Origin of the sequence: Actinomadura montaniterrae (genome assembly GCF_008923365.1) — a bacterium.
Lineage (GTDB): Bacteria > Actinomycetota > Actinomycetes > Streptosporangiales > Streptosporangiaceae > Spirillospora > Spirillospora montaniterrae.
Map to the genome: position 1 here is coordinate 1 of NZ_WBMR01000177.1, position 19,576 is coordinate 19,576.

The 19,576-nt window shown below is 73.4% G+C and carries 20 protein-coding genes; 8 read left to right on the forward strand and 12 right to left on the reverse strand.

Annotated elements, in window-relative coordinates:
• Positions 1-320 precede the first annotated feature (320 nt).
• The gene (locus F9B16_RS37970; protein ID WP_151545071.1) at positions 321-1,379 is read left to right on the forward strand and encodes a LacI family DNA-binding transcriptional regulator; all 1,059 of its coding nucleotides are present in this window, start codon (positions 321-323) and stop codon (positions 1,377-1,379) included.
• A 30-nt stretch (positions 1,380-1,409) separates the two neighbouring features.
• Here the strand turns inward: F9B16_RS37970 and F9B16_RS37975 are convergent, their stop codons facing one another.
• Entirely contained in the window at positions 1,410-1,805 is a 396-nt protein-coding gene (locus tag F9B16_RS37975) for an ATP-binding protein (protein WP_151545072.1), read from the reverse strand.
• 132 nt (positions 1,806-1,937) lie between these two features.
• On the opposite strand from F9B16_RS37975, the gene F9B16_RS37980 reads away from it, so the two are divergent.
• Both F9B16_RS37980 and F9B16_RS37985 read left to right on the forward strand, forming a co-directional pair.
• On the forward strand, positions 1,938-2,744 hold the full coding sequence (locus F9B16_RS37980) for a helix-turn-helix domain-containing protein (RefSeq protein WP_151545073.1): 807 nt from the start codon (positions 1,938-1,940) through the stop codon (positions 2,742-2,744).
• Positions 2,735-2,923 carry a DUF397 domain-containing protein gene (locus tag F9B16_RS37985; protein ID WP_151545074.1) on the forward strand — a complete coding sequence of 63 codons (189 nt, stop codon included), beginning with the start codon at positions 2,735-2,737 and terminating at the stop codon, positions 2,921-2,923. The genes F9B16_RS37980 and F9B16_RS37985 overlap by 10 nt, the downstream gene beginning before the upstream one ends.
• Positions 2,924-3,068: 145 nt before the next feature.
• Here F9B16_RS37985 and F9B16_RS37990 read toward each other — a convergent pair whose 3' ends face one another.
• The 7 genes from F9B16_RS37990 to F9B16_RS53735 all read right to left on the reverse strand — a co-directional run bounded on the left by F9B16_RS37990 (position 3,069) and on the right by F9B16_RS53735 (position 10,526).
• The gene (locus F9B16_RS37990; protein WP_151545075.1) at positions 3,069-3,848 is read right to left on the reverse strand and encodes a hypothetical protein; all 780 of its coding nucleotides are present in this window, start codon (positions 3,846-3,848) and stop codon (positions 3,069-3,071) included.
• 3 nt (positions 3,849-3,851) lie between these two features.
• Positions 3,852-4,646 carry a polysaccharide deacetylase family protein gene (locus F9B16_RS51540; RefSeq protein WP_192809188.1) on the reverse strand — a complete coding sequence of 265 codons (795 nt, stop codon included), beginning with the start codon at positions 4,644-4,646 and terminating at the stop codon, positions 3,852-3,854.
• Positions 4,643-5,944: a polysaccharide deacetylase family protein gene (locus F9B16_RS38000; protein ID WP_151545076.1), complete on the reverse strand. Its 1,302-nt coding sequence runs from the start codon at positions 5,942-5,944 to the stop codon at positions 4,643-4,645. Before F9B16_RS38000 ends, F9B16_RS51540 begins: the two co-directional genes overlap by 4 nt.
• A 31-nt stretch (positions 5,945-5,975) precedes the next feature.
• Positions 5,976-7,514, reverse strand: a complete 1,539-nt coding sequence (locus F9B16_RS38005; RefSeq protein WP_151545077.1) for a polysaccharide deacetylase family protein — start codon at positions 7,512-7,514, stop codon at positions 5,976-5,978.
• A complete protein-coding gene (locus tag F9B16_RS38010) occupies positions 7,507-8,865 on the reverse strand; it encodes a glycosyltransferase (RefSeq protein ID WP_151545078.1) in 1,359 nt (452 codons plus the stop codon). Before F9B16_RS38010 ends, F9B16_RS38005 begins: the two co-directional genes overlap by 8 nt.
• Positions 8,862-10,148, reverse strand: coding sequence for a nucleotide sugar dehydrogenase (locus F9B16_RS38015; RefSeq protein ID WP_151545079.1), 1,287 nt, complete (start codon positions 10,146-10,148; stop codon positions 8,862-8,864). The genes F9B16_RS38010 and F9B16_RS38015 overlap by 4 nt, the downstream gene beginning before the upstream one ends.
• A gap of 243 nt (positions 10,149-10,391) precedes the next feature.
• Complete coding sequence (locus tag F9B16_RS53735; RefSeq protein ID WP_264159843.1) at positions 10,392-10,526, reverse strand: hypothetical protein; 135 nt, start codon at positions 10,524-10,526, stop codon at positions 10,392-10,394.
• Between the two features lie 210 nt (positions 10,527-10,736).
• Here F9B16_RS53735 and F9B16_RS38020 point away from each other — a divergent pair, with 210 nt between their 5' ends.
• Positions 10,737-11,264 (forward strand): NADAR family protein, encoded by a 528-nt coding sequence (locus F9B16_RS38020; protein WP_151545080.1) that lies wholly within the window; start codon positions 10,737-10,739, stop codon positions 11,262-11,264.
• Here the strand turns inward: F9B16_RS38020 and F9B16_RS38025 are convergent.
• Together F9B16_RS38025 and F9B16_RS38030 are read right to left on the reverse strand one after the other, a co-directional pair.
• Entirely contained in the window at positions 11,254-13,368 is a 2,115-nt protein-coding gene (locus F9B16_RS38025; protein WP_151545081.1) for a DUF1990 family protein, read from the reverse strand. The two genes, F9B16_RS38020 and F9B16_RS38025, sit on opposite strands and share 11 nt — an antisense overlap.
• Positions 13,369-13,445: 77 nt before the next feature.
• Positions 13,446-14,228: an amidohydrolase family protein gene (locus F9B16_RS38030; RefSeq protein ID WP_151545082.1), complete on the reverse strand. Its 783-nt coding sequence runs from the start codon at positions 14,226-14,228 to the stop codon at positions 13,446-13,448.
• Between the two features lie 76 nt (positions 14,229-14,304).
• Here F9B16_RS38030 and F9B16_RS38035 point away from each other — a divergent pair, with 76 nt between their 5' ends.
• Entirely contained in the window at positions 14,305-14,676 is a 372-nt protein-coding gene (locus F9B16_RS38035; RefSeq protein ID WP_151545083.1) for a MerR family transcriptional regulator, read from the forward strand.
• A 69-nt stretch (positions 14,677-14,745) separates the two neighbouring features.
• Here F9B16_RS38035 and F9B16_RS38040 read toward each other — a convergent pair whose 3' ends face one another.
• Positions 14,746-16,872 (reverse strand): terpene synthase family protein, encoded by a 2,127-nt coding sequence (locus tag F9B16_RS38040; RefSeq protein ID WP_151545084.1) that lies wholly within the window; start codon positions 16,870-16,872, stop codon positions 14,746-14,748.
• 118 nt (positions 16,873-16,990) lie between these two features.
• Between F9B16_RS38040 and F9B16_RS38045 the strand changes: the two genes are divergently transcribed.
• Positions 16,991-17,365, forward strand: coding sequence for a phage holin family protein (locus F9B16_RS38045; RefSeq protein WP_151545085.1), 375 nt, complete (start codon positions 16,991-16,993; stop codon positions 17,363-17,365).
• Positions 17,366-17,428: 63 nt separating this feature from the next.
• Positions 17,429-18,310 (forward strand): Cgl0159 family (beta/alpha)8-fold protein, encoded by an 882-nt coding sequence (locus F9B16_RS38050; protein ID WP_225992305.1) that lies wholly within the window; start codon positions 17,429-17,431, stop codon positions 18,308-18,310.
• A gap of 3 nt (positions 18,311-18,313) precedes the next feature.
• Here the strand turns inward: F9B16_RS38050 and F9B16_RS38055 are convergent, their stop codons facing one another.
• A complete protein-coding gene (locus tag F9B16_RS38055; RefSeq protein WP_151545086.1) occupies positions 18,314-19,030 on the reverse strand; it encodes an LmeA family phospholipid-binding protein in 717 nt (238 codons plus the stop codon).
• A gap of 113 nt (positions 19,031-19,143) precedes the next feature.
• Here F9B16_RS38055 and F9B16_RS51545 point away from each other — a divergent pair.
• Positions 19,144-19,576: FHA domain-containing protein (locus tag F9B16_RS51545; protein ID WP_192809189.1), on the forward strand; the 433-nt coding region annotated here is incomplete at its 3' end.

Consider the following 19,576-nt stretch of genomic DNA (forward strand, 5'->3'; position numbering starts at 1 on the left):
CGGGCCGGGCGCGCTCCACGACCCCCGGGGCGTCCGCCGGCGGCTTGGCGCCCGCCGTGCCCCGCCCGCGCGGGGGGCGGTTCGCCGGGCGCGGGGGGTCGTCCCCCCGCGAGAGGTGCTGACTCACCATGGTTCCTCCGGGACCGTGCCGAGAAAGCGCGTTCAGAAAGCGCTTTCTGAGGTACCGTAAGAACCTGCGCCGGGCGCGGTCAAGAGGGTCTTTCCGAACGGGCCCGCCGCGCGGCGGCCGGCGAGGGGGCGCGGGACCGCCGCGGTTCCCGCCTGGGCGGCGCGGGGGACGGCCCCCACGAGGAGGACGCATGACCGAGGCGGCGGAGGAGCCGCGCACCGGCGAGCGGGCGTACGTGACGCTGCAGGACGTCGCCCGGCAGGCCGAGGTGTCGCTGGCCACGGCCTCCCGCGTGCTCAACGGGACGTCGCAGGTCAGGGCCGATCTGCGGGAGCGGGTGCTGGCCGCCGCCGCCGAGCTCAGCTACACCCCGAACGCGCACGCGCAGGCGCTCGCCAGCTCCTCCAGCAAGTCCGTCGGGGTGATCTGCCACGACGTCAGCGACCCCTACTTCGCCGCCGTCGCCCGCGGCGTGATGCGCACCGCCGCCGAGCACGGGATGCTCGTCATGCTCGCCAGCACGTTCCGCGACCCGTCCCGCGAGATCGAGTACGTGGCGATGCTGCGCGCGCAGCGGGCCCGCGCGATCCTGCTGATCGGCTCCGGCTTCGAGGACCGCGACTGGGAGCGCTCGATGGCCGGCGAGCTGGACCCCTACCAGCGCACCGGCGGGCGCGTCGCGGTGCTCAGCCGGCACCGCAGCCTCAAGGTCGACGCCGTCCTGCCGCAGAACCGGGAGGGCGCCGGGGCGCTCGCCCGCGCGCTGCTCGACCTCGGCCACCGCGACTTCGCCGTGCTCAGCGGGCCGCGCGCGCTCACCACCGTCTCCGACCGGCTCGGCGGGTTCACCGAGGCGCTCGCCGAGGCGGGCGTGCGGGTGCCGGAGGAGCGCATCGTCGAGGAGTCCTTCACGCGGGACGGCGGGTACCGCGCGGCGACCGAGCTGCTGCGCCGCGACCCCCGTCCGACCTGCGTGTTCGCGGTGACCGACGTGATGGCGATCGGCGCGCTCGCCGCGCTGCGCGACCACGGCGTCGCGGTGCCGGGCGAGATGTCCCTCGCCGGCTTCGACGACATCCCGATCGTGCGGGACCTGACGCCGCCGCTCACCACGGTCGCGCTGCCGCTGGAGGCGATGGGCGAGCACGTCATGGGCCTCGCGCTGCGCGAACCGGCCGCCCGCCGCAGCCGCATCGAGCGCGTCGCCGGCCACGTCATCCTGCGCGACAGCACCGCCGCCCCCCGCTGACCCCGCACTCCTCCCGCGCCGGGCGCCTGTTCAGGGGCTGAGGACGGCGAAGACGATCTTGCCTGCCTTGCCGGCGACCGGCCGGACTCCCCAGCAGCGGCAGAACTGATCGACGATGAACAGGCCCCGCCCCGCCTCGCTGATCGTGTCGGCCCGCTGGACGCACGGCAGGTCGCACGAGGCGTCCTGCACCTCCATCCACAGCGCGCCGTCCTCGGCCCGCCCGATCCGGAACGTCACATCGTCGTCGGACGCGGAGGCGTACCGCAGCGCGTTGGTGACGAGCTCGCTGGCCACCAGGCACGGCACGAAGTCGTCCATGCCCCACTGACCGGTGACCAGCCGCACGAACCGCCGCACCTCCGCCACGACCGCGAGATCCTGCTTCACCGCCATCTCGTTCTCCCGCCCCGCCGCCTCGCCCATGATCGAACTCCTTACTGTGTGTAATGAACACCACACATTCAGCCACTCGTGAGGTTAGATTTGGCATGCCGCCCGAAAGCGGAGGGCGGTGGCAAGCGTCGAGACGTGGGTGCAAGTTGCCGAGAGAGGTAAATGATCATGCCCGCACGGCGTCAGCGTCCCAACGAGTCGCCAGCGCTCGTGGCCTTCGGTCGGCAGATGCGCCGGCTGCGGGAAGCCAAGGACGTCCTGCAAGAGACGATCGCCAACCTGACGAAGGTCAGTCCCGCCCAGGTGAGCCGCATCGAGAACGGGAAGAAGCGCGCCACCCGATCATTCGTGAAGGCCGTGGACGACTACCTGGACGCAGGCGGATCGCTCCTGAGCTTGTGGGAGGACCTGAACCGGGACGGCCACCCGGTGCCGATCTGGTTCGACTGGCCGCAGACCGAGTCGGACGCCGCAGCACTCGTCACCTGGGAACACACGATCGTTCCCGGGCTTCTCCAGACCCCGGCCTACGCCCGCGGTTTCCTCACCTCAGACGAGGCCGTCGAGGCGCGCATGGCGCGCCAGTCCATTCTCACCCGCGAGGACGCTCCCCCCACGGTGCTGATAGCGCTCCTGAGCGAGTACGTCCTCGACTATCTGGTGACCTCGCCTGAGGTGATGCGTGAGCAGATAGAGCACCTGATCGCCCTCAGCGAGCGGCCGAACATCACCATCCAGATCGTCCGGAACAACGGGCGTCCAGCGGGCACGGGAGGCGCTTTCGTCGTGGCTACGATGGAGGACCGGAGCGAAGTCGCCTATATGGAGACGACGGTGCGGGGCATCACGACCGACAATCCCTCCGACCTGGCCAAACTCTCCGAATCGCTCAGAGAGTTGAGAGCGAGGGCGCTCCCCGAAGACATGTCCCGGGACAGATTGAAAGAGGCGCTGGAGAAATGGACCTGACGAACCTCACCTGGCGCAAATCCAGTCGCAGTGGCGAGAACGGCGGCAACTGCGTCGAGTTGGCGGATGCGGCCGGGGCGGTGGCGGTGCGCGACAGCAAGGACCCGGGCGGCCCCGTCCTGCTGGTCACCCGCGTGGCCCTGCGCAGCGCCGTGAACTCCGCCCGCGCGACCCGCTGACCGTCCCGCCACGCGTCCTTCTCCTCCGCAGGCCGAGTCGGACGGGGCCGTCCGCACCGCCAGGCCGGGCACGTCCGCCTACCGGCTCGTTGACTTGCGGCGAGTCGCGGTCATGGACGCCGCCATAACAACGACTCGCCGCGGCTCAACGCAGGGGACGGGCGTGCAGGTCGGTGAACGCGAACTCGCAGTTGTCGGCGCGCAGGCCGATCGAGCCGGGGCGGACGATCGGCGGGCCGTGCCGGCCGTCGTCCACGGCCTCCAGCAGCTCGCGGCCGTCCTGGCGGACGGCGATGGTCACCAGCGACCGCCCGTTGGAGGTGATCCGGACGTCGAAGGACTGCCACGCGCCGGGCCGGAACGGGTGCCGGACCTGGCCGAGCGTCGTGTAGGTGCCGCCGTTCTCGGTGCCGCCGGCCAGCTTCTTCTTCACCACGAGCAGCCCGTCCCGCCGGGCCAGCGACGCGACGTACAGCTCGGTCTGGTCTTGGCGGCGCAGCATCAGGTGGACGCCGTCGGTCGGCTCGGTCGGCGCCCGCCCGCCGCCCGGCACGAGCCGCAGGACGCGGACCCGCAGCGTCACCCGGACGTCCCCGAAGTCGGCGCGCCGGGTGTTCATCCGGAACACGCTCGACCCGGTGCCGGTGGACGAGCGGGCGTCCGGCACCGCCCGGTCGGGCGGCCCGGACCAGCCGGCGCCGTCCCGGACGAACAGGGACCCGCTGGTCACGTCCCAGTCGGGGGACCGGCGCGCGTCGGGCGCGCCCGGGTTCCAGTGCGCGTACTCGTTGGTGACCAGGCGGTCGTGCCCGGACGTGCGGGACGCGAAGTCGCCCGCCCCGCCGCGTCCGGCCAGGGACCAGACGGCCGGGGGGAGCGCCGCGACGGCGACGGCGCCCGCGATGATGGTCCGCCGTGAGGTCATCGGCTACCCCGCGTCGAGCGCCGTGCACAGGCCCCGCGCCCGGAGCCCGGTGATGATCGCCGGGAGGGCCTGGATGGTGGCGGCGGAGTTGGCGACGCCGTCGTGCATCAGGACCACCGAGCCGGGACGGGCCTGGGCGAGGACGGTGGCGGCGATGTCGGCGGGCCGCCGCCCGCGCCAGTCGTTGGTGTCGACCGACCAGCGGACGACCCGCAGCCCCAGCGCGCGCGCCTGCGCGTCCACGACGCCGTCGGTGTTGCCGAACGGCGGCCGGAACAGCGTGGGGCGCGGCGCGCCCGCCCGCATGATCGCGGCGGTGGTGTCGGCGAGCTGGCGGCGGACGGCGGCGGCGTCGAGGTCGGCCATGTGCGGGTGGTCCCAGCTGTGGTTCTCGGCGAGGTGGCCGCCCGCGACGACCGCCCGGACGAGCGCGGGATGCGCGGCGGCCTTCTTCCCCATGATGAAGAAGGTGGCGCGCACGTCGTAGGCGCGCAGGACCTCCAGGATCTGCGGCGTGTAGACGTCGGGGCCGTCGTCGAAGGTGAGCGCGACGCGCCCGCGCAGGCACGCGTTGCCCGTGCCGGTGTGGCCGAGCATCGCGCGGGTGACGACCTTCCTGGCGCGCCCCGTGTCGGCGTTGCCGCGCTGCGGGACCAGCGCGTCCAGCGCCGGCGGGACGATCGCGGCGAGCGCGAGGACGCCGAAGCCGAGCTCGGTGAGATGGCGGCGGAACCGCCGCTTGCGGCGGGCCGGGCGGCCGGGCCCCGCGGGCCCGGCCGCCTTCGTTCGATCGGTCATGTGCCCTGGTCCGTGAGGGAGAAGTCGTCGACGACGAGGGTCCCGACGCCCGGCAGCGCGACACCGAAGCTGATGTTGGTCGCGCCCGCGGGGACGGCGGGGGTGGTGACGAGCGTCTGCTGCCACGTGCTCGTCTGCGCGAGCGTCGGGCCGTTCGTCCAGAACGTCCAGGCGCCGGTGGCGCTGCGGTAGTAGATGCTCATCTTGGTGGTGACGCCGGCCGCCCAGGTGCCCTTGTACCAGACCCCGAGCCGGTACGTATGGCCCGGTGCCGCGGCGGGCGCGCAGGTCCCGGCGTCCTGTTTCGTGACGAGCTTCCGGTCGCCGTCGGTGCGGGCGGTGACGTCGACGCGTTCGGCGTACTGCCCGGTGTGCGCGTCGTTCGTCCGCGTCCAGGCGAAGGTGTTCGTCCCGTACCCGCCGAGCTGGAAGCAGTCGGGGACGCCGCCGGTCGCCGCCTCCAGCGACGGGTTCTGCACGGTCGCGGGCGACGGCGGCCCGCTGACGGGCGGCTGCAGGCTCCCGCCGATGACCTGGTCGACGGTCTTCACCGTCGTCCCGTTCGCCGACCGCGGCGCGAGCCAGTCCAGGAACGACGACAGCGTGGCCGGGCTGACGGCGTAGGTGTCGTCGCAGCCGTTGCACACGTGGTGGACGACGAGCTGCACCCATCCGCCGCCGTGCGTCTCGGCCTGCGTGACGTAGCCCTGGAGCTGCGCGAGCGTCGTGCCCGTCTTGACGGAGTCGGGGGTCTGGGTGAAGTAGGCGTCCGCCGGCGGGATCGTCTCGGCGTAGCCGCAGCCGCCGCAGCTGCCGGGCGAGACGACCCCGCCGACCGTCCGGGCGCTGTTGTAGCCGCAGTCGTGCACGACCTGCTCGGACGTGCTGCTCGCGTTCCCGTACGGGTAGGCGAAGTTCTTGACGGTGAAGCCCATGTTCAGCAGCGCGACGCGGTCGTCGCAGACCTGCCGCTGCTGCTCGGCGGTGGAGAGGGTGGGCAGGTCGGCGTGCGTGATGGTGTGGCCGCCGATCTCGTTGCCGGCGGACTCCAGCGACGCGATCTCCGCCTGCGTCATGTACCCGGACGTGCCGACCCGGGCGCTGTTGATGTAGTACGTCCCTTTCATTCCGTGGGCGGCGAGCGCGGGACGGGCGTTGTCGTACTGGTCCTGCGACCCGTCGTCGAACGTCAGCGACACGACCGTGCCGGTGTCGGCGCCCGCCGGCACGGCGGCGAGGACGGACGCCGCGCCGATCAGCGCGGCGGTGAGAAGGACGAGAAGTCTTCGTGGAGACATCGTTGTACTCCGTCTGGAGTCGGGGGTGGATTCAGCGCGCGAGCGGGGCGAGCGCCGGATCGCGGAAGACCAGCGTGCGCCGGTCGCGCGCCGCGATCTCGAACGTGAGGCCTCCTTCGTTGAGCCGCGGGTCGATGGCGGCGCGCAGCGGCGCGCCGCCCGCCACGGCGACGGTGAGCCGGTGGCCGCGCGCCTCGATCCGGACGGACCGGGCGCCCGGCCGGGCCGCGATCCGGGTCCGGCCGAGCACGACCGGGCCCGCGTCCCCGATCTGCTGCCGGACCAGGACGGACGCGGCGCCGACGACGACCTCGACGCGGCCGCGGTGGCCCGCGCCCGCGCCGTCCCGGACCGCGATGACCGCGCTGGTGCGCGGGTCGATGCCGGTGACGGACGTGCTGACCCGGTAGTCCGTCCACTGGCTCGTGTTGACGCCGGTGAGCAGGCAGCTCCCGTAGACGTCGCTGGTGACGCGGAGTTCGGACGCGCGGCGCCGGCAGGTGGCGAGGTCGCCCGTCCAGGGCAGCGCCGCCAGGTCGCGCGGCGGCGCGGTGGGGACGGCGGCGCGGATCATCTCCAGCAGGTCCGCCACCGACGTGGTGGAGCGGACGCCGATCCGGCCGAGCGTCCAGCGCGGCGACCCGGCGGTGAGCGCGTCCACGTGGTCGGTCGGGACGTTCTCGCCGGTGAACGCCTCGCTGAACCCGGCGTGCCGGATCAGCACGGGCAGCTCCGCCGCGATCCGCGGGTCGTTGCCGGTCCCGCCCGGCGCGCCGAACGGGTAGGCGAACGCGGTGGCGCGGCGGCCGAGCGCCTTCGCGAAGAACCGCTGGCTGCGGTCCAGGTCGGAGCGGATCCGGGCGCGCCAGTGCCCGAGCGTCTCCGTCCGGCCGCGGACCTGGACCAGGTTCGGCATCGGCGGCGCGACGTCGCCCGGCACGCGGGCGAGGTCGTGCAGGTCGTCGCTGTGCGAGCCGAACTCCCACCGCCCGGTCGCGGCGAGGTCGCGGACCTGCCGGGTGGACAGGTAGTACGACGGCGTCCCCGGCTGGACGATCTTGCCGGTGGTGAGGAACCCGGCCGCGGTGAAGCCGTGCGCCTTCAGCACCGGGTCGGCGGTCGTCCAGTCGGTGAGCTGCCCGTCGTCGAAGGTGATGAGCACGGCGCGCGGCGGGAGGCGGACCGTCCGGTGCGCGAGCAGGTCCTCCACGTCCCGCAGCCGGACGGTCCGGAACCCGGCCGCCGCGAGCGCCGCCATGTGCTCGCCGAACAGCCGGCGCGTCAGCGTGCTGCCGGAGTGGTCGGTGTCGGACACCCCGTGGTAGGTCAGGACGAGCACCGACCCCGGGTACCGGGGGAGGCCCGCCGCCGTCCGGGCCGCCGCCGGGTCCAGCCGGACGGCGGGCGCCGCCTTCTGCCCCGGGTCGAACGGCCGGCTCAGCGTCACCCATGTCGTGAGCGCGAGGGCGAGCGCGCACAGGAACACGAGGCCGGTGAACGCCCGGAAGGCCCGGGTGGACCGGCCGGGCGGCGGCCGTTCCCAGGGCGCCGGCTCCTCCCGGTCAGCCATCGCTCGCCGCCGCGCTGTAGACGTGGATCGGGCGCGGCGCCGACGGGGGCGGCGACGCGTCCCGCGTGCCCCACTTCCCGTCCCGGATCCGCGCCACCGCCCACAGCAGCTGCGGGGAGAACGCGACGTAGAAGAACGTCCCGACGAACGCGTAGATCCACATGCCGTCGTCGCGCAGCATCCGGTACGTCAGCGCGTACCCCATCGACACCAGGTACAGGCCGAGGAAGTAGATCATCGGGAAGCGGCCGCCCGCGAGCGGGACCGCCAGGCTGTACAGCACCACGATCGGGCTGAGCAGGCCCGCGATGGTCTGGACGGCGATGGACGGCAGCGCCCGCGTCCGGCTCCGCCACACGTGCGCCAGCAGCAGCGGCCCCTCCCGGCTCCACGACTTCTTCCACCTGAGCTGCTGCCGGAAGAACTTGCGGTACCGGTCGGGCGCGTCCGTCCACGCCTCCGCGCGGGCGTCGTAGCGGGTCGTCCAGCCGGACTTGATGACCCGGTTGGTGAGCGCGCGGTCGTCGCCGTAGGTGCATTCGACGCCGAGGAACCGCTGGTGCTCCCAGGCGTCCAGCAGCGGCGCGATGGCCGCCCGCCGGTACGCGGCGAAGCAGCCCGAGCAGCAGGTGACCGCGCCCAGCACCGACTCGGCGCTCTTGAGCAACTGGAACGACACGTAGTACCGGGCCGCCTGCATCCGCGTCAGCACGTTGCTCTCGGCGTTGCGGACGTAGGTGAGGCCGGAGATCGCGCCGACCTTCCCGTCTGCGAACCCCTGCACCAGCAGCCGGACGGAGCCGGGCGCCGGCATCGAGTCGGAGTCGACGAACACCAGGATCTCCGCGGACGTCGCCCGGATCCCGGCCGCCATCGCCGCGCGCTTGCCCTTGTTGGCGCCCAGATCGACGCAGCGCACGCGGCCCTTCGGGTAGCGCGCGGCGGCCTCGCGCATGTGGTCCCAGGTGTCGTCGGTGGAGCCGTCGTTGACCACGACGATCTCCAGTTTGTCCGCGGGGTAGTCGAGCCCGAGGCAGGAGTGGATCGTCCGGGCGACGGCCTCGCCCTCGTTGTAGGCGGGCACCACGATCGCGACGGACGGGGCGATGCCCGCGTCCCGCGGCGGCCGGTAGAACGCCGCGAGCACGAACCGGCTGATCACGTAGCTGCTGACCAGCACGGTGTACGTGGGGAGCAGCAGGTCGCCGCGCATGTACGCGACCTTCACCCCGACGTGCCAGACGATGACGCCGCAGATCACGGCGACGCCCGCCAGCGCCCCGAGCGAGACCAGGCGGGCCCGCCAGGGCAGGCCGCCGAAGGGGACCGGCGACCTGCGGTCACGGCTCACAGCGCCACGCGCCGGGCCGGCCCGGAGAAGCGGTACGTCGCGTCCAGCAGCAGCTGGTCGGCGCGCAGCCAGCCCAGGTCCAGGCCCTGGTGCGGGGTGTGCGCGATCACCAGGTCGGCGGGGCCGGGCTCGGCGCTCGCCAGCTTCGTCCCGCCCTCGGTGACCAGCTCGGGGACGCGCGGGTCGTGGTAGCGGACGGCGGCGCCCGCCGCGAGCAGCCCGTCGATGATCTCCAGTGCGGGCGACTCGCGCAGGTCCTCGACGTCCGGCTTGTACGCGACGCCGAGGACCAGCACGTCCGCGCCGGACAGGCCGCGCCCCTGGTCCGATAAGACCTGCCGGGCCCGCTCCACCACCTGCCCGGGCCGCATCGCGATCGCGTTCATCGCCGCCGACACCAGCGGCGTGTGCAGCCGGTCGCGCTTCAGCTGCCACAGCAGGTAGTGCGGATCGCAGGGGATGCAGTGCCCGCCCGCCCCCGGCCCGGGGAAGAACGGCATGAAGCCGTACGGCTTCGTCGCCGCCGCCTCGATGACCTCCATCACGTCCAGCTCCAGCAGCCGGCTCGCGTCCGCGAACTCGTTGACCAGCGCGATGTTGACCGCCCGGAACGTGTTCTCCAGCAGCTTGGTCATCTCGGCCGCCTCCGCTGACGAGACGCCGTGCAGGTCGCCCGCGTACCGGCCGAGCAGCGCCATGGCCCGCGCCGCGCAGCGCGGCGTCACGCCCCCGACCACCCGCGGCACGTCCTCGTGCGGGTGCCGGTCGTTGCCCGGGTCGATGCGCTCCGGGCTGAACGCGACGAAGACGTCCGTCCCCACCCGGAGGCCGCGCGCCGACAGCGGCCGGACGAGCAGCTCCCGCGTCGACCCGACGTAGCTGGTCGAGGTCAGCACGATGGTCTGCCCGGCCCGCGCGTGCGCGGCGGCCGTGGCGCACGCCTCCGTCAGCGCGCCGAGGTCGGGGACGAGGTGCCGGTTGACGGGCGTCGGCACGCAGATGATCAAAGCGTCGGCGCGGGCCGCGTCCGCCGGGTCGGCGGTCACGGCGAGGCCGTCGCGCGCCGCCCGCAGCCGGCGGTGGTCGCTGTCCAGCAGGTCCACGCGGCCGGCGCGGATGGCCTCCAGCCGCCCGGGGTCCCGGTCGACGCCGAGCACGCGCAGCCCGGCGGCGTGGAAGGCGAGGGCGGTGGGCAGCCCGACGTAGCCGAGCCCGATGACGGCGACGTCGTATGCGGATGAATCCGTGCGCTGGGCCCCGATGGGCGAAGCAGCGGAGGACATGGCTCAGTGATCTCCCCGTGTGAGCTCCGGTCCGGTGGCCGGAGTCCATCAGCCGATGGCAAAGACGGGGTAAAGCGTCAACGGCAGGCGATTGACGAGGCACCGCACTTCAGCGGAGGTCATGTACGCCCGATGGCGGATGACGTCTCTCCACCCGTTAACGATCATGCGTGTGAGCAGGTGAAAAGAGCAGGACCCGCCCGGAACGCCGGGCGGGTCCTGGTCGCGGCCGAAACCGGCCGGTCAACGTGCGGCGAGGTCGTCCTCCGGGGCGCCCGCCTCCGCGTCCAAGGGGCGCTCGGCGTCGGTGTCCGCCGGGCGCCGCTCCGGCCACGAGTTGATCCGGGTGCGACGAGGGTTCGCCAGGGCGTTGTCCATTTCTACTGCTGTCCTCCCGTTGACGACGGCCCGCGATTCTCGGCATCCGGGCCGACCGAAATAAGGAGATCTTCCCCGATGACCCACCTGGTTTAGCAAAATGGTCTAGACCGCGAGGCCTGCACCCGCATAACGCTCCGCCCCGGTGCCGCATTCCGCCCGCCCGGAACCGGATGGCGCCCGGGGCCGGGCCCTGCCACCATCGTCGGCATGGACGTCCAGCAGCTCATCCGCCTGCACGACGAGGGCAGCCCGCCGAAGTACCTGTTCTTCTGGGGCCACCGGAAGCCGGGTCCCGGCTATCTCAGCCAATGGTGGCCGTCCCCATTCACCGTCGACGGAGTGACCTATGCCACGGCGGAGCATTACATGATGGCGGAGAAGGCCCGCCTGTTCTCCGACGAGGAAACGGCCGCCGCCGTCGTCGCCGCGCCCCACCCGGGCGCCGCCAAGGACCTCGGCCGCCGCGTCCGCGGCTTCGACGAGGACGCCTGGGTCGCCCGCCGCACGTCCATCGTCGTCGCCGGGAACCGGGCGAAGTTCACGCAGAACGCCGAGCTGCGCGACTACCTCGCCGGGACCCGAAACCGCGTCCTCGTGGAGGCCAGCCCCCTCGACCGCGTCTGGGGGATCGGCCTCGCCGCCGACGACCCGCGGGCGCAGAACCCCGCCGAATGGCAGGGGACGAACCTGCTGGGCTTCGCGCTGATGACCGTCCGCGACTCCCTCACCGGCTGACCCCGGCGTCTGCGGTCCGCGCGCGCCCCCGCGCGGCGAGGGCCGCCCGGGTGAGGTCCGACATGCGGCGGCACGCCCGCCGCTGGTACTTGAGCTGGGTGGCCCGGCCGAACAGGACGAAGCCGAGGCGGACGAACGGATCGCGGATGGCGGCGCGGTGCGAGAAGGCGCGCAGGCGGAACTCGACCTCCCCGGTGTCGAGCCACTTGCGCACCTCCTGGTCCATCTGCCCGCGCTCCAGGTGCCCTTCGAGCGTCCGGTAGTTCCAGCCCCACACGCGCACCTGCCGCCCGTCCTCCTCGACGACCGCGTCGACGACGTCGCCGACCCGGACGCCGAGGTGGAAGCGCAGGCCGAAGAACCTCGCCTCGAGCAGCATGTCGGCGCCGGGCTCGGGCGCGCCCGTCCGGTAGGCGCTGCGGATGATCCGCGGATCGGCGAACTCGTAGTCCCGGACGAGGCGGCGCGCGATCTCCCAGCTGCCGTCCGGCTCCGGCGGGCCGGGACGCTCCCGCGGGAGGGGCTGCCGGTGGTCGTCGATGTGCCAGCCGGCGGGCCCGGCGTTCTCCGGCCGTTCCCGGGGCTCGAAGTTCACCGGCCGGTCCCGTAGCTCCTCGTAGCGCCGCTGGAGCCGGCGGTGTGCGCGCGGGCCCCTGCGCCGGGCGGTGTCCTTCCGGCGGCCCGTCTTCCTCACGTCCGCGCCACCGTCGATGTCGTGGACGGCGTCGTAGGCGCGCCCCCGCACCTGCTGGAGGGGGCCGGCGGGCCGCAGCCCCGGGATCGGGTGCCGCACGGGGTTGAACCGCACCGGCTCCCGGTCGTCGGTGCGCGCGGGCCCGGTGAGGACCAGCTCCCCGAACCGCTCCCAAGGCCCGAGGCCCGTGGCCACGACCAGATCCAGCGTGATCGGGCCCTCCCCGGCGGCACGGGCCAGCGCCGCCGGGTCCGCCGGGACGGCGCGCCGGGCGAACGCGCCCAGCAGGACGTACCGGTCGCCCGCCGTGTACGGCAGCAGCGAACCGTAGAAGCCGGGCCCCCAGTGGGTCGCCGGGCGGAGCAGGTGGCGGCCGGCCCGCCCGTGGCCCGTCGTGGCGAGCAGCAACTCGGCGGTCGCCGGGTCGCCGTCCTCCGAGGGCTGCCGCCACCGCAACGCCAGCCCGAGGACGTCCGGATACGGCGCCGGCAGGCCGATCGACCGCGACAGGCGCGCCAGGCCCCGCAGCTCCGCCGCGTCGTCCAGCAGCGGGACGCCCCAGAAGCGCGAAGTGCCGGACAACCGCAGGACGGCGTCGAGGACGACCCCGCGCGGATGCAGCGGCCGGCCGCCGCGCGCCTTCGCCAGCGCCGTGAACGTCCGGGCGAGCGCGGCGGCCGCCGGCCGGGCCAGGTGGCGCCCGTCGACCCGGGAGTCCCCGGCGATCTCGGTGCGCTCGGTGAGGACCTCGACGTCCCCCGCCGTCCGGCCCCCTGCCATCTCGGCCACCCGGGAGCAGAAATGGGTCCACATGTGGAGCTGCATCTCCTTCGCCATGCCGACCCGGTCGTAGAGGACGTCCGCCAGCCGGTCGCCGCTCCGCGTCCACGACTCGATCGTGAACCAGAGCCCGCCGTCCTCGGCGTCCCGCGCCCGGAACTCGATCTCGCCGGCCTCGACGTGCCCGCTCAGCGTCGCGAGCCGGAACGACAGCGGCGTGCGCTCCACCACCCGCACCGGGCAGTTCCACGGCCCCGGCATGTGGACGTCGTACTCGTCCCCGAGGTCGAGCCGAGGCGAGGCCCCGGCGATCTTGTCGAAGACCGCGAACTCGACCGGCGACGCGGCGTTGACGTCCGCGCGCAGCCGTTCCATCAGCCCGGACGCGTCCAGGTCGCCGCCCTCGATCCGGACCGTGTAGCGGCGCTGGTAGACGGGCCCGACCCCTTGCCGCAGCCCCTGGATGCGGTCCCCGCCGCGGGCCGGGGTCTCCGCGATGTCGAAGCCCGGCTCCGTCCGGAGCCGTTCGCGCTTCGCGGTGCGGGCCGTCCGGAGCCAGTGCCAGGCCGCGATGCCCGCCCCCGCCGGCCAGCGCGCCGTCCGCGCGCGCTGCCGCCACCGTCGCCGCACGGCGCCCCCCGGATGACTCGCGCCTCACCGTGTCTTCGCAGGTCACGCCCTACCCCCGGGGCCGCCGCCCAACCGGCTCAGAGGCCGAGCAGCTCGGCGAGGGTGCCGCCGAGGACCCGGTCGCGCGCCTCGCCGGGCGACGTGACGCGCTCGACGGTCATGCGCGCGAGCACGGGGTCGCCGTAGGGCGCGTCGGAGCCGAACAGGGTGCGGTCGGGGATCTCCGCGACCGCCACCCGCACCGCGAAGACGATGGGCGCCGTGGACAGCTCCAGGTACATGTTCGGCGTGTCGCGGACGAGCTCGATCGCGCGCATCCAGTGCGCCCCGCCGAGCTGGCTCACGACCAGCGGGACGCTCGGGTACCGGCGGGCGAGCCCGGCGAGCGTCTCCAGGTCCTCCGCCGTCGTCGGCGCCGACCCGTGCACCACGACGGGCAGACCGTGGTCGCGGGCGGCCCGCAGCACCGGCTCGACGAGCGCCGCCCGTCCCGGTGGCGGCGTCAGCTCGCCGATGCCGTGCAGGCCGGCCGCCGCCACGTCCCGTTCCACCATCGCGGCGATCTCCTCGCCGCTCATGTCGAGCGGGACCGACAGGAACCCGATGAAGCGGTCCGGGTACGCCGCGAGGGCAGCGGCGTGCTCCGCCCACGCGGCCTCGTAGGACTCCAGCGCGTTCGCCTGCCCGCCGAGGCTCCTGCTCAGGACGTCCATCTCCCGGCGCAGCGACGCCAGGTCGGCGGCCCGCTCGGGATGCGGGCGCGTCGCGAACAGCACCGCCCGCTCGGCCCCGGCCTCGTCCAGCAGGGCGATGTGGTCCTCCACCGGATCGTGGACGTGCCCGTGCGCATCGATGATCATCTTTTCCTCCCCTGCGGAATAGGGCCCCACTGTCGGCCCTTGACACCGTTGGAAGGTCAAGACGAGGAGGTCGTCCGTGCTGATCGGAGAGCTGTCCCGGCGCACCGGGGTGAGCGAGCGGCTGATCCGCTACTACGAGGACCAGGGCCTGCTCGAGTCGCGGCGCCGCGCCAACGGCTACCGCGAGTACGGCGACGACGCCGAGCTGACGGTGGCCCGGATCCGCGCGTTCCTCGCCGCCGGCCTGCCCACCCGGTCGATCGCGCGCCTCCTGCCCTGCGCCGCCGGCGTCGACGCGCTGCGCCCCTGCCCCGGCGCGCTGGAGGTGCTGCACGAGCGCCTCGAAGAGCTGGACCGCCGCGCCGCCGAGCTGGCCGAGGCCCGCGCCCTCCTCACCCGCACCATAACCCGCACCAAAGCCACTACCCCCACCCCCGAAACCCCCTGACAGGCCCGCCCCGACCGGCGGAGGGGCGAGGGGAGGTTGGAGAGGGCGATCTGTGCGCGGGGTGCTGGGTCAGCCGATGGTCGTCTCGAAGAGACAGAAGGCGGAGCCCCCTAGCGGAGGGGTGGGGGTGCGTTCGTTGTAGCGGGTGGTTTCGTGGTGCCATTTGAGGATGCCGGCCATCCAGTCGCGGAGTTCGGTGACGTAGGCGTCGAGGGCGGTGCGGGCCGCGTCGTCGAGGCCCAGGTCGGCGGCCAGGGCGGGCAGTTCGGCGGCGAGCTGCTCGAACTGGCGGCGGCGCGACGAGATGAGGTCGCTGACGATGGGGACGGCCCGGTCGCGGCCGCAGTCGAGGAAATGCTGCACGGCGAGGACGCCGTTGTTCAGCTCGCCCTCGTACTCGATCTCCTTCTGGTAGGAGAAGACGTCGTTGAGGAGGCAGGCGCAGTCCATCGCGGACGCCTCGAGTTCCTGGAGGGTGCGGGTCGCGAAGACCTCGGCGGGGATCTCGCGGGAATGGCCGATGCGGGACAGCGCCATGGTGAGCTCGGACCCGAAGGTGCGGCGGCGCATCTCGATGTAGTCGACGGGGTCGGGAATGCGGGACTGGACGTGGTTGTGCAGTTCCCACAGCCAGCTTTCGACCATGTCGTCGACGGCATCGCGGAATTCGCAGCGGCCCGTGCGGGACATGGGGGACGCGGTGCGGTGCCACAGATCGGCGAGGCCGGTTTCGAACGGGTTCTCCGGGACGGGCGTCGGCCCGCAGTCCAGCGGCATGAAGCCGGGGATGCGGGCGCGGAACCGCTTCGCGCCGGCGAGGTCGCGGTCGCGGTTGAAGACGGCGGGGAAGTAGTCGTCGCCGAAGGTGCCCCAGGCCAGCCACTGGGTGGCGAGGTCGAGGGACTCGGGCGGCGAGTCGGGGGCGAGGGACGCCGCGCAGACCGCGAAGTCGAACCCGGCGAGCTTCTCGGCCGTCCAGAGCGGGGCGGGATGCCGGGGGAGCGGGCCGAACATGCCCATGGCGGCGCACCAGGCGAGGACGTTCTCGCGGGCCCTTTCCCGGTGCGGGTTCACGCGGGCCTCGTACGGCAGGTCGAATTCCGGGAGGGGCGTCGGCCCGACCTTCTGGAACGGGACGTGAGGGCGGCTGAGCCGGACCGACTTGAGCAGGGCGGGGACGCGCGAGGCCGACGTTCCGCGGGACTTCTCGTTCATGTAGCGGCTCGACCGCAGGTGCCATTCGTGGCCGCCGGACTGCCAGTCCTGGAGGCCCTTGGCATAGGCGGTGACGGCGGCCCTTTCGGCGGGGGTGAGCGCGTGCTCCTCGTAGAGCGGGGGCAGTTCGGTGAGGGCGGTGTTCTCGAACTGGCGCAGCCGCGAGGTCAGCAGGTCGTTGACGGTGTCGGCGGCCTGCTGCGCGCCGACGCCCAGGAAGTGCTCGACGACCAGGACGCAGTTGTTGATCTCGCCTTCGCGCTCCGTCTCGCGCTGGTAGGAGAAGATGTCGTTGCGCAGGTGGACGCCGTCGGCGAAGGCGTCCTTCAGCACCCGCAGCGGCCGGGTGCCGACGACGCGGGCGGGGACCTCCACGCCGGCGGCGTGCTCGACGAGGTCAGCCGACCAGGGGGCGCCGCCGACCTTGCGGCGCATCTGGACGTACTCGACGGGGTTCGGGACGCGTCCCGCGCTGATGTTGGACAGCTCCCACAGCGACTCTCGCAGCAGCGCGCCGGTGCTCTCGGCGAACCGGCACCGCCAGGCGGCGGACCGGGCGGGGACGGTGCGGGCCCACAGGTCGATGAGGCCGCGCTCGACGGCGTTCTCCGGCTCGGGCGGGTCGAGCGACATGAACGCGGGGAGCCGGTCGAGGTGGGCGCGGGCGCCGGCCTGGTCCTGCGGCTTCTTGAACACCTCGAGGAAGTGGTCGTCGAAGTAGAAGACCCAGACGTACCAGTCGGTGACGAGGTCGAGTTCGGCGCCGTCGCAGTCGGGGTGGGTGTAGGCGCACAGGAGGGCGTAGTCCATCGCGTCGAGCGCGGCCTCGTCCCAGATGTCGGGGGTGCCGGGGTCGCGGGCGTCGTCGAGCATGCCCATCTCGCGGGCCCAGGCGGTGCTGTGCGCGCGCGCCCGTTGCAGATGCGGGTTCAGCCGGGCCGGATACGGGACGTAGAAGTCGGGCAGCTCGAACGGTTGCATCGACCGGACACGCCTTTCCTGCTCGGGGACGCTCCGCAACTTACAGCACGCATAAAGTTACTTACAGTGATAGTTTGCTCCCCGGAATCCTTCGCAACGCAACGGGTAAGCCGGGGTCATGGCAAAGTCGCGAGCCGCGGCGAAGATCGAGGACGATCCGGTGGAGCAGAACCTGGCGCTCGTCCGGCAGGTGATCGACGCCGCGCACCAGGAGATGCTGACCAAGGCGCGCAAGCGCGTGCCCGCGCTGCGGTTCGGCGCGCTCGCGGGGACGCTCGGCGTCCTCGCGACCGCGGCGACGTACCGGATGAACGTGCTGCTGCTGGAGAAGAAGCTGCCGCCGGAGCTGGCGTCGTTCGTCGCGGCGCTGGCGTACGGGGGCGGCGCGGGCGCGGCCGCGGTGGCGGCGTCGCGCAAGTGGAAGGGGCTGCCCGCGCCGCTGCCGACGGAGACGGCCCGGCAGGTCGCGGAGATCATCACCGACTCCGGCTGAGCGCCGGCGCCGCCCGGGCCGCCGCGCGGGCGGCCGCGAGGCGGGCCCGATTGACAGCGCGCCGTGATCGTCAGCAGACTCGGCGGAGTGCGCATCGGCGAGCTGACGGAGGTGCGGGCCGCGCGGCCGGAGGCGGTCGCCGAGGCGGCGGCGCGCCGGGTGCGGCTCCCGGCCCTCCCGGACCGTCCGATGATCATCGCGGCGGACCATCCGGCGCGCGGCGCGCTCGCGGCGGGCGGCGACCCGGTCGCGATGGCCGACCGGCGCGACCTGCTGGAGCGGCTCTGCACGGCGCTGGAGCGCCCCGGCGTCGACGGCGTGCTCGGCACGCCCGACGTCATCGAGGACCTGACGCTGCTGGGCGTCCTCGACGGCAGGCTCGCGATCGGCTCGATGAACCGGGGCGGGCTCGCGGGGACGGCGTTCGAGATCGACGACCGGTTCACCGCCTACGACGCGGACGCGGTCGCGGCGTCCCGGCTGGACGGCGGCAAGATGCTGCTGCGGATCGACGACGCCGACCCGGCGACGGCGCGGACGCTGGAGGCGTGCGGCCGCGCGGTCACGGGCCTGGCGGGGCACAGGCTGATGGCGATGGTGGAGCCGTTCGTCGCGCACCGCGTCGACGGGCGCATCCGCAACCTGCTGACGCCGGAGGCGATGATCCGAGCGGTGTCGGTCGCGTCCGGGCTCGGCGCCACGTCGGCGTACACGTGGCTGAAGGTGCCGGTCGTGCCGGGGATGGAGCGGGTCGTGGCGGCGACGACGCTGCCCCTGCTGCTGCTCGGCGGCGACATCGGCGACGACCCGCGCGCGGTCCTGGACGGGTGGCGCCGCGCGCTGCGGCTGCCCGGCGTGCGGGGCCTGGTCGCCGGCCGCTCGCTGCTCTACCCGCCGGACGGCGACGTCCGCGCCGCCGTCGACGCCGCCGTCGCCCTCCTCTGACGGTCAGGAGTCGCTGAACTTCACGTTCCGGCCGACCACGTGGAGGCCCACGCCGTTCGACGAGACCGTGACGCTCTGGAACGACAGGCCCATCGGCAGGCCGCTCACCGGGACGGTGAAGTCGAGGTCGTCGCCGATGTCCGAGCGCGAGAAGCCCTCGATCGACTGCGTCCTCACCACGATGCTGTTGCCCTGCTTGGTGACGGTCGCGGTCGCGGTGGCCTCGGTGATCCCGAGGTCCATCTTGGCCTTGACGAGGTTCTTCCCGGCGGCGGTCAGCACGAGGTCGGGGTTGTCGCTCGCGCTCGCGAGGTCCTTGAAGCTGACGAACGCCGTGCCGTCCACGGTGCCGAGCGTCCCGCTGCTGAATCCCGAATCGACCCGGACGTCCCGCGCGCGCACTTTGAGGTTCGTGATGCGCAAGGGGCCCTCGGTTATTCTGCTCGCCTCGAGCCGCACATCGCCGAAGTGCCGGGACGCGACCTGGGTGAGGAACGGGAATCCCTTGATCGTCACTTTCGGTGTCGCCGGGAATCCCTCCTTTTTGATCTGCACGGCCATCTCGTGCTGCGCGAACACCACGCCGCCGCGGTCCGCCGCCACGAGGAGCAGCGCGAGCAGCAGAACGGCGCAGATCAGGACGGTCAGCCACCGTGGCCGCCCGCGCCGCGGAAGGCGTTCGACACGGGTGACGGCAGCCGCGCCCGGCGGATTCGCCATGGCGCTCACTCAATTCCGTCGCCCCGGCCGTGTCAATGGGACCGGTGTCCCGCCGATACCGGGTCCGGAAAACGGGCCGCGACATTTCCGGGGCGAGGACTTACACTCCCCGCATGACGGCCGGTCCTTCCGCCGAATCGCTCGCCGCGCCCGTTCTCGTCGTCCGCACGCGGGACCGGGTGCACCGGCTGCGCCCCGGGGGCTCCTACCGCATCGGCCGCGACCCCGCGTCCGACATCGCGCTGGCGGACCCGCGCGTCTCCTGGTGGCACGCGGTGCTGCGGACGGGCCCGGACGGCTGGCTGATCGAGGACGTCGGCAGCCGCAACGGCACGTTCTGCCAGGGCGGACGCATCGAGCGGATGGAGATCGGCGGGCACCGGGAGTTCCAGCTCGGGCACTCCACCGAGGGCGAGAGCCTGGCCTGCTTCCCGGAGAGCCCGCCGCCGAGCCGCCGCCAGGTGTACCCGCCGCCCGCCGGGCGCGGGGCGCCGCCCGTCCAGTCGCCGGCGCCGCCCGGCCCCGGGCCGGGGAACGGGCCGGGGA

Excerpts from the sequence above, each read along its gene's own strand:
- F9B16_RS37970 (WP_151545071.1), top strand. The coding sequence starts at position 321 with ATGACCGAGGCGGCGGAGGAGCCGCGCACCGGCGAGCGGGCGTACGTG.
- F9B16_RS37975 (WP_151545072.1), bottom strand. The coding sequence starts at position 1,805 with ATGGGCGAGGCGGCGGGGCGGGAGAACGAGATGGCGGTGAAGCAGGAT.
- F9B16_RS37980 (WP_151545073.1), top strand. The coding sequence starts at position 1,938 with ATGATCATGCCCGCACGGCGTCAGCGTCCCAACGAGTCGCCAGCGCTC.
- F9B16_RS37985 (WP_151545074.1), top strand. The coding sequence starts at position 2,735 with ATGGACCTGACGAACCTCACCTGGCGCAAATCCAGTCGCAGTGGCGAG.
- F9B16_RS37990 (WP_151545075.1), bottom strand. The coding sequence starts at position 3,848 with ATGACCTCACGGCGGACCATCATCGCGGGCGCCGTCGCCGTCGCGGCG.
- F9B16_RS51540 (WP_192809188.1), bottom strand. The coding sequence starts at position 4,646 with ATGACCGATCGAACGAAGGCGGCCGGGCCCGCGGGGCCCGGCCGCCCG.
- F9B16_RS38000 (WP_151545076.1), bottom strand. The coding sequence starts at position 5,944 with ATGTCTCCACGAAGACTTCTCGTCCTTCTCACCGCCGCGCTGATCGGC.
- F9B16_RS38005 (WP_151545077.1), bottom strand. The coding sequence starts at position 7,514 with ATGGCTGACCGGGAGGAGCCGGCGCCCTGGGAACGGCCGCCGCCCGGC.
- F9B16_RS38015 (WP_151545079.1), bottom strand. The coding sequence starts at position 10,148 with ATGTCCTCCGCTGCTTCGCCCATCGGGGCCCAGCGCACGGATTCATCC.
- F9B16_RS53735 (WP_264159843.1), bottom strand. The coding sequence starts at position 10,526 with ATGGACAACGCCCTGGCGAACCCTCGTCGCACCCGGATCAACTCGTGG.
- F9B16_RS38020 (WP_151545080.1), top strand. The coding sequence starts at position 10,737 with ATGGACGTCCAGCAGCTCATCCGCCTGCACGACGAGGGCAGCCCGCCG.
- F9B16_RS38030 (WP_151545082.1), bottom strand. The coding sequence starts at position 14,228 with ATGATCATCGATGCGCACGGGCACGTCCACGATCCGGTGGAGGACCAC.
- F9B16_RS38040 (WP_151545084.1), bottom strand. The coding sequence starts at position 16,872 with ATGCAACCGTTCGAGCTGCCCGACTTCTACGTCCCGTATCCGGCCCGG.
- F9B16_RS38045 (WP_151545085.1), top strand. The coding sequence starts at position 16,991 with ATGGCAAAGTCGCGAGCCGCGGCGAAGATCGAGGACGATCCGGTGGAG.
- F9B16_RS38055 (WP_151545086.1), bottom strand. The coding sequence starts at position 19,030 with ATGGCGAATCCGCCGGGCGCGGCTGCCGTCACCCGTGTCGAACGCCTT.